Source organism: Streptomyces sp. NPDC060198, from assembly GCF_042728415.1.
GTDB lineage: Bacteria > Actinomycetota > Actinomycetes > Streptomycetales > Streptomycetaceae > Streptomyces.
Genome location: NZ_JBHWZJ010000337.1, coordinates 1 through 7,641 on the forward strand (window position 1 = coordinate 1; position 7,641 = coordinate 7,641).

Below are 7,641 nucleotides of genomic sequence, written 5' to 3' on the forward strand. Positions count from 1 at the left end.
GGTTCGGTCCGGCCCCCGCCGGCGCTTCCGCCGGCTGCCGCTCAGCGGGTCAGGATCAGTCCGCAGCTGTAGGCGCGGGCGTGGCCGAGGCCGTTCGACAGGGCTCCCACGAGGGTTTCCGGGTCGGTGACCGTGAGGGAGCCGCGGATCTCGGCGCGGCCGATCCGCAGCGGCTTGTCGCGATGGGCGCTCGACACGGTCGGCAGCATGCGGATGCCCAGGGCGGAGGGGTCGGCCGTGGCGCCGATACGGGTCACGCCGTCCTCCGCGTTCGCCGGCTCCCCGTCCGCCTGGAGACGACGGGAGAACCATCCCTTCACGTGCTCCGGTGTGGTGTGAGCGGTCCTGGTGCCACGGGCCTTCTCCGAGACGGGTCTGCCGGACGGTCTGCTGCGGGTCGGGTTGACGACCGTGCGGAAGCCGACGACTTCGCCCGTTCTGAAGGTGCGGTCGACGGTGATGAGGTGGGGGGCGGTGGTGAACGCCTCACGCGGTATACGGGCCCAGTCGGCCGGGATCCTGGACTGCACGACCAGGACGAGGGCTGCCGCCTTCAGGTCGACCGACCACGTCGACAGGATGCCCATCCGGGCACGTGGCCGACGGTCGCCGTCCTCGACCCAGCCGCGGAAGCCGCTCATGACGGTACGGTGCATCTCCTGGGCGTCGACGAGGGACTTGGCGACCAGCGGGTGGCGGGCGTTCAGCGAGAGTACGGAGTGGGTGGCGACGAATCGGGCTGTCGAGGCCCGTGCGCTGTTCACGGGATGATGTCCCATTCGGTTGCGTGCGGTGCGATGGTGACGCGTGTGCGGGTCTCCCAGCGCGTGACGTGCGTGCGGTGGGCCGGATCGAAACTGACCGGCTGGTCGTTCACCCGTGACGCTCCGGGTGTGCCGGAGGGTGCCTGGATCCACGCCAGGGGACGTCGGCCCGAGGCGTCGGGCCCGTACGGGCCCGGGAGCAGGAGTTTGGCGGCGAACGCTTCGGCGACGGTGCCGGGCAGGATCTCCGCGGCCAGGGTGCCGGAGGGCGGGCAGGACTTCCGGCCGAGCCACAACAGCCGCTTCGGGTGTTCCAGGGCGTACGCGACCTCTTCCAGCAGGGCCGGGTCCCGGTGCTGGAGCCCGACGACGAACGCCGCGTCCGACAGGTACCAGCGTTCGGTGATCATCGCCATGCGCGAGAGCTCGGCCGAGACCAGGTTCCCGGAGACCGGGTCGGCCGTGATCTTCTTCGGCGCCCCGTACCAGCCGGCCAGTTCGTGGTGTCCGAAGTCCGGCCCGTCGGCCGCCGCCATGCTGGCGGCGACGGCCGCGGCCCGCCGGTGGTCCGTGATGACATCCCGGGGGCGCAGCGGGAAGCGGCCGGCGCCGACCGTGTGGTAGTCACGCACCGGGGTACCCGGGTGGTCGGCCCGGACACCGAAGACGAGCGCGGCGAGGTCGTCGACGGGATCGGTCCGCTGCCGGCCGAGGGCTGCCGCGCACAGGCCGACGACCCCCGACTTGGTGGGGCGGACGTGGGTGTCGCGGTGGGAGAACCGGGACGCCACCCCCCAGGACTGCAACGGCGCGGCGAGCCGCACGAGCAGGACGTGCGTGGTCACGCCGTCAGCTCCTCGGCGGAGGTGACCGTGACGGCTCCGGTGTCCTCCAGGGTGCCGAGGAGTTCGTCGATCCGCGGGTCGTAGGTGAGGACGCGTCCCGCCCTGATGTCCGGCCGCCGTCGGCTGACGAACGCGTGGTGCCGCAGCAGCCGCCGGACCGCCGCCGGACCCGCGGGACCCTCGCCGTCCTTGTCCAGGGGGTTCTCGTCGATGGGAGCCTGGAAGGCGGCCGCGTAGTTGTACGGACGCTCCCCTTCGAAGGCGAGGACCAGGGCGGGCAGGGACCCGGTGGAGGCGGTCGAGTTCTTCTTCGCCGCGGGGAAGGCGTCGACGAAGGCCGTGACGAATTCGGACTCGGCCGCGACGGATGCCTCCTCGGCCTCTTCGGCGGTCATCCCGGCCGCCCGGAGATTCCTGCGCAGCTGCACGCGGTCGAGGACCGCGTGCCGGTAGAAGGTGCCGGTGATCAGGGACTGGTAGCCGGTCATCCCGGCTCCGGCGTCGTCCGCCGCGTCGAGGAAGTCGAGCGCGTTGTTCTTCCGGTCGAGCTTCGCGTCGTCGGCCGCGGCGTAGAAGTCGTCGACCTGCTCCGCCTCGTGCACGGTGAACGCGTGGCTGCTCTGGACGGCGCCGTCGACGTTGGGGGAGTCCGCGATCTCGGCGAGGAAGCGTCCGTACAGGGCGATGTCGATGGCGTCGCGCGGGGCGAGCGCGATGAGCACCGCCGCGCGCGTCGCGGCAGGCACCGCGGGGAGCTTGGAGTCGGGCGCATCGGTGCCGGCGGCTTCGCCCGTGTCCGGCTCTTCCTGCCCGGTGCCCCTGCGGGCGCCCTTCCTCCCCTTGGCCGCGGCCGCCGCGCTCTGCGCCGTCAGGTACCCCTCGGTCCAGGGACGGAGCGTCCCGGACTGCTCGTGGATGTGGGCGGCCATGCGCGAGCCCGCGTCGGCCGGGGCGAACAACAGCACCTTGGTCAGGTTGGCGACGGTCTTCTTGGCGGGGTCCCCGAATTTCAGACCGGTTGCCTCGATGACGGCGCGTGCGGTCCGGACGGCTTCGTCCGCTTCCCAGCCGTGCGTCGAGGTGAGGGCGCGTGCCGTGATCAGCGCCCATTCGCGGGTCCGGACACCGGTGCTGCGGCCGGCCAGGGCGCCGAGGCCCGCGTTGGCCCGGTTCCGGGTGTGGACGCGCTCCGCCCTGCGCCGCGCCTGACTGGTGATCATGTGCCGTTCGGTGCCCCCGTAGACGATCGACTTGGGCGCCCCGTTCTCGTCACGCACGGGAAGGACGGCCACCAGGGTCTCGAGAAGGTGCAGGGAGAGGAACTGGCTGCCGGTGGACGAGGGGTTACTGGTCACGTGGTCGAGTCCTTCTGGAGGGTCGCGGCGGCGGAAGGCGTGGTCCGGGCGGCGGTCCGGACGGGAGGCATGTGGAAGGCCACACCCCACTCGTACGGAACGCGGGCCCTGCGGTCGTGCCACCGGTTCAGGTCGTCGACGAGCCGGGCCCAGGACGGCGGCTGCTGGTCGCAGGCGCGCAGACGGGCGACGGCGTGCTGCAGATGCCGCCACGGGACGCGACGACTGGACACGATGCGGTCGACCAGACGGGCCGCGCCCGAATCGTCCGGCCCGCGCCCCGTTCCGCCGCCGATGCGGCGTGCTGCCTCGCCGAGGCTGCCGTAGCCGAACGCGGGTTTCGGCCGCCCCTGGTGGTAGACCGCGAAGAGAAAGGCGACCTGACCGTAGACCTCGCGCTCGGCCTCGGTCGGGCTGTGCCAGAGGGCCCGGAAATGGGGCTCCCGGTGCACGCGGGGACGCCGGAGTTCGGCGAGGCTCGCGTAGTCGTGGTTGCGCACGAGGCTCGCGAGCCAGGCCGTGAGCGCGGCGCCGCCCTCGCTGGTGGCGGGGCCTGTGCCGGTGGTCATGGGGTCTCCCCTCGGAGTTCGGCAGGAGCCGTCGGCATGGTCAGTTCGGTGTCGAAACGCCGCAGAGCGGCTGCCCGGGTCTTCGTCCCCCGCGTATTCCTGGGAAGCCCTGCGAGGTGTTCGGCGAGGAATCTGCGGGCCGCCGTGGCGACGGAGACCGCGTACTCGTGGAGTGAGGCATGGACGTCCTCGCCCAGGGTGGTCTCCTCCATCAGCAGATCGAACGGTTCCCCCGTCGCCCGCCAGTGCTCGCGACGTACGTCGAAACGCGCGATCTGGTCGCTCTTGTCCGTCGGCTTGGGGTTCGGATACGCCACCGTCCAGGCCGTGAACGCGGCTTTGAGCAGCGCGGCCGCCACGAACTCCGCGACGGCCGAACCGCGGTAGGAGGCCAGGTACAACCTCGCCTCCAGGCCGGGGGCGAAGGGGAAAGTGCTGTCGACCCAGGCGATACCCGTGGTCTGCCTGGCCACGAACCCGACCGCCCACAGCTCGATGCGCCGCGCGGGCTGCTGGCCGGGCTCGGGAGCCATGCCCGCGGCCGGGAAGAGGGCGAGTCGCCGGTACAGGGTGCCCCCGTCGTTGGCGCCCGACCGGGTGCGGGCTTCGGCCACGGCCGCGTAGAGCGCGTGGGCCTCCCGCCAGACCGCCCGTGTCGCCGAAGCCCACAGTGGTTTGACGGTGCCGTCCGCCTTCTTGGTGTACACGGCGTCCTGGAGGTGCTCGTCCGTCAGCGCGAGCAGCTCGCCGGCGCCGAGCAGAACCCGGTCCACGTGCTCCCCGGTGCGGGTCGGACGGAGCAGGATCGACCGGCCCAGAGAGCTGTGCAGGTCGGCCGGGCCGGTGACCGGGCGGCCGGTCGGCTTGGTCGTGAACCCGCGGCGCTCCATGCCGGCGGTCCAGGTGCGGTTCAGCGTGCCGGGCGGTCCTGGGACCGGGGCCAGGTTGAGGCGCAGCGTCTCACCGAGGCTGGCTCCGAGTGCGATCACCCGGATACGGGTGCCCAGGCGGGTGGCCGCGAGATTGGTGATGGTGGCGCCGAGGGTCTCCTTGCCGGAGATCCTGGCGCGTCCGGCCGGAGCGTACACGTGCTGGGTGAGCATGGCCCGGAACGCCTCGGCGACGGGGAGCGGGCTGGGGTGCTCCAGGTGGTGATGGTCGAAGAACTGGTTGTAGTCCCCGACCTGCTCGATCACCAATTGTGCCGGTCCCGCGCCGTGTTCGTCGAGGAACGGCGCGAGCAGCGCGTTCTGCCCCAGAGGCTCCACGGGGTGGAACAGGTCCCAGACCTCGTCCTTTGGGCGCTCGGCGAGCCACGTCGCGGCGGGCCGCAGCGCGTCCCGGCGGTCCACCCAGGCGGGCCACCGCGCGGCCGACTCCGGGTACGTACCGGAGGCGTAGCAGATGGCCAGCAGGAACTCGACGACCGCGACCTTCTCTCCCGGCGTGCCGCCTTCCAGATTCCGCACGTCGTCGGCTTGGTGGAACAACTCCACCAGGCTCAGGTCGACGAGCCGGTCGTCGAGGGTCCGCACCGGGACGCAGGGGGACTCCCGGGGATCCCATCGGGGCCGAACGCCCCCGTCACGCACCACACTTGATCCGGCCATGTCCTGTCATTCCCCGCTGCTCCTCACGGTTGCCCGTTTTGATGGGGCACGACGCTAGCAGCCCGGGGTTCGTGGAACCGGCGATTCGACAGACGGCCGACAACGGCGTATGCGGACGTGGTCGAGGGAGGCGCGGAGCCGCTGCGGTCGCCGCGGCCTGTGACGGCGCCGACCGGGGACGAGCGGTCATGCCCCGGCCGGCCGCCGGGGCCCGCCGGTCACAGGTATGCCGGGGACACCGCCGCGGTCATCACCGGGTGGGGGCGGCCGGAGCCGTCGGCCGGGACCTCGTAGAGGTCGGCGCCGAAGTCGCCCGGCAGTGCGTAGGTGACGGTGGTGTCGTCCTTCCAGACCGCCTGGTCGTCCACACTGCGGGTCTCGGCGAGCGGGTGGTCGGCGAGCGTGCTCAGGTCCAGGACGTGCAGGCGCCAGGGGGCGTCGGCCGGCAGGCCCCTGTCGCGACTCTTGTAGGCGATGCGGGTGCCGTCCGGGGAGAGCGAGGGGCACTCCACGTTGGTCCGGACAGTGGTGAGCGTACGGTTCTCCAGGTCGCCCCGGACCAGGTACGTCCGGCCCTTCGTGGCGAGGGTCGCGTAGAAGTGCCGGTCGTCCGTGGCGAAGGTGACGCCCCAGAAGTTGACGTCCGCGGCATGGTAGGGGCGGCCGTCCTTGCGTATCGCGAAGTCCTCCAGGCTCGGGACGAGCTTGCCGGTGCGGGTGTCGAGGATCGCGGCGCGGGTGGAGAAGTTCGTGCCCGCGTAGCTGTCGCCGCCCACGAAGACCGTCCAGGCGGCCAGCCGGCCGCTCGGGGACACACGGGCGCGGGAGGGGATGCCGGGGACCGGATAGTGCGCTTTCTCTTTCAGGCTCCGGTCCAAGATCGTGGCCCGGTAGGTGTCCTGGAGCGCTCCGTGCACCGCCTGGAGGCAGACTCCGGTGCCCGAAGCCGCGTAGAAACGAAGGCACTTGACGCCCGAGGCGGTGCGGGCCCCGGTGGGCGCCGTGACCGGTACGGTCGTCAGCTCGTCGCGGTGCGGGCCCCACGCCATGTTGCGGAATATCATCCGGTGCTGGTCCGCGAGCGTGATCCGCCCGGTGGTGACGACCGGCCCGCCGGGCTTCGCCACGTCGAGCCGGTCGGACCTGGCCGCGGCGTGCAGCACGGAGGCGGTGGCGACCACCGCGAGCACGGTGACCGCGCAGAGGAGGACGAGGAGCCTGGAGCGCGGGCGCGTCATGCGGGAACCTTCACGGTCGGGCCGGTACGGAGTGCGAACGCGGCGCACACGGCGAGTGCGGCCGCCGCCGCGAGCAGGGCCGTGCGGTCGCCCCACGCGGTCCAGGCCGCGCCGAAGGCCAGCGAGCAGATGAACCGGGCGAAGGCCTGCCCGGTCTGGATCAGGGCCAGGCCGGAGGAGCGCAGTTCCTCCGGCACGCTCTGCGAGGCGGCCGCCATCAGGACCCCGTCCGTGGCCGCGTAGAAGGCGCCGTGCAGGACGAGCACCAGGTACGGGAGCGCTGTCCCGTGCCACGACGAGAGCAGCAGACCGTAAGCGCCCAGCAGTGCGACGTGCCCGGCGAGGAACACCTGCCAGGGACCGACCCGGTCCGCGAGCCGGCCCAGGGGCAGGGCGAGCAGCAGGAACGCGGCGGCGGTCCCGACCGGCATCAGGGCGAACCAGCGGTCGGGCACCCCGAGACGGTGCTGGAGCAGCAGGTAGACGAACGAGTCGCTCACGGTCGCGAGACCCAGCAGCAGCGCGCAGACGGCGATCCGCCGGATCGGTCGGCGCCGGAGCAGCGCGAATGCCGCGCGCAGGGTGGGCCGGGGGGCGGCGGTGCCGGGGTGCTCGGCCGGCTTCACGACACGCGGGGTGCCCGGAGTGGAGGAGGCAAGCGGGGTGGCGGTCCGTGCGGGTACGAACAGCACCAGTACCAGCACGCCCACCGCCGCCACGCAGAAGCTCACGGTGAACACCGCGTCGTAGCCGTCGACCGTAGCGCGCAGGATCAGGAACGCGGCGAACGGACCGAGCAGGGCGCCCGCGGTGTCCATCGCGCGGTGGACGCCGAAGGCGCGGCCACGGGCCTCCGGCGGCGACGACAGGGAGATCATCGCGTCGCGCGGCGCGGTGCGCAGCCCCTTGCCGGTGCGGTCGGCCGCCAGGACGAGACCGATGGGCGTGAGGGTGTGGGCCATGAGGAGAAGGGGCTTGCAGAGCGCCGAGAGGCCGTAGCCGAAGACGGCGACGAGCTTGTGGCGCCCGCCTCCGCGGTCGGCGAAGTGACCGCCGATCAGCCGGACCAGGGCGGAGAACCCGTTGTAGACACCGTCGAGCAGCCCGAAGCCGAGAGGGCTGAGGCCGAGCCCCGTCACCAGATAGAGCGGCAGGACCGCGGTCACCATCTCGGAGGAAACATCGGTGATCAGACTGACCGTGCCGAGCGCCAGCACGGTGGGGGCGACCGCCACGCGCCGCCGGGCCGGCCGTGTGCCC

General features: G+C 72.3%; 7 protein-coding genes. All 7 read right to left on the reverse strand.

Going from position 1 to position 7,641, the window contains the following annotated elements; genetic code table 11:
• Positions 1-41: 41 nt before the first annotated feature.
• The gene (locus ACFWEP_RS28400) at positions 42-764 is read right to left on the reverse strand and encodes a type I-E CRISPR-associated protein Cas6/Cse3/CasE (protein WP_387374172.1); all 723 of its coding nucleotides are present in this window, start codon (positions 762-764) and stop codon (positions 42-44) included.
• Complete coding sequence (gene cas5e / locus ACFWEP_RS28405) at positions 761-1,609, reverse strand: type I-E CRISPR-associated protein Cas5/CasD (protein ID WP_387374173.1); 849 nt, start codon at positions 1,607-1,609, stop codon at positions 761-763. The genes ACFWEP_RS28400 and cas5e overlap by 4 nt, the downstream gene beginning before the upstream one ends.
• Entirely contained in the window at positions 1,606-2,964 is a 1,359-nt protein-coding gene (locus ACFWEP_RS28410) for a type I-E CRISPR-associated protein Cas7/Cse4/CasC (RefSeq protein WP_387374175.1), read from the reverse strand. The genes cas5e and ACFWEP_RS28410 overlap by 4 nt, the downstream gene beginning before the upstream one ends.
• Positions 2,961-3,533, reverse strand: coding sequence for a type I-E CRISPR-associated protein Cse2/CasB (casB, locus tag ACFWEP_RS28415; protein ID WP_387374177.1), 573 nt, complete (start codon positions 3,531-3,533; stop codon positions 2,961-2,963). The genes ACFWEP_RS28410 and casB overlap by 4 nt, the downstream gene beginning before the upstream one ends.
• On the reverse strand, positions 3,530-5,068 hold the full coding sequence (locus ACFWEP_RS28420) for a type I-E CRISPR-associated protein Cse1/CasA (protein WP_387374179.1): 1,539 nt from the start codon (positions 5,066-5,068) through the stop codon (positions 3,530-3,532). Before ACFWEP_RS28420 ends, casB begins: the two co-directional genes overlap by 4 nt.
• Before the next feature lie 293 nt (positions 5,069-5,361).
• A complete protein-coding gene (locus ACFWEP_RS28425) occupies positions 5,362-6,381 on the reverse strand; it encodes a TolB family protein (RefSeq protein WP_387374181.1) in 1,020 nt (339 codons plus the stop codon).
• Positions 6,378-7,616, reverse strand: coding sequence for an MFS transporter (locus tag ACFWEP_RS28430; protein WP_387374183.1), 1,239 nt, complete (start codon positions 7,614-7,616; stop codon positions 6,378-6,380). The genes ACFWEP_RS28425 and ACFWEP_RS28430 overlap by 4 nt, the downstream gene beginning before the upstream one ends.
• Between the last annotated feature and the right edge of the window lie 25 nt (positions 7,617-7,641).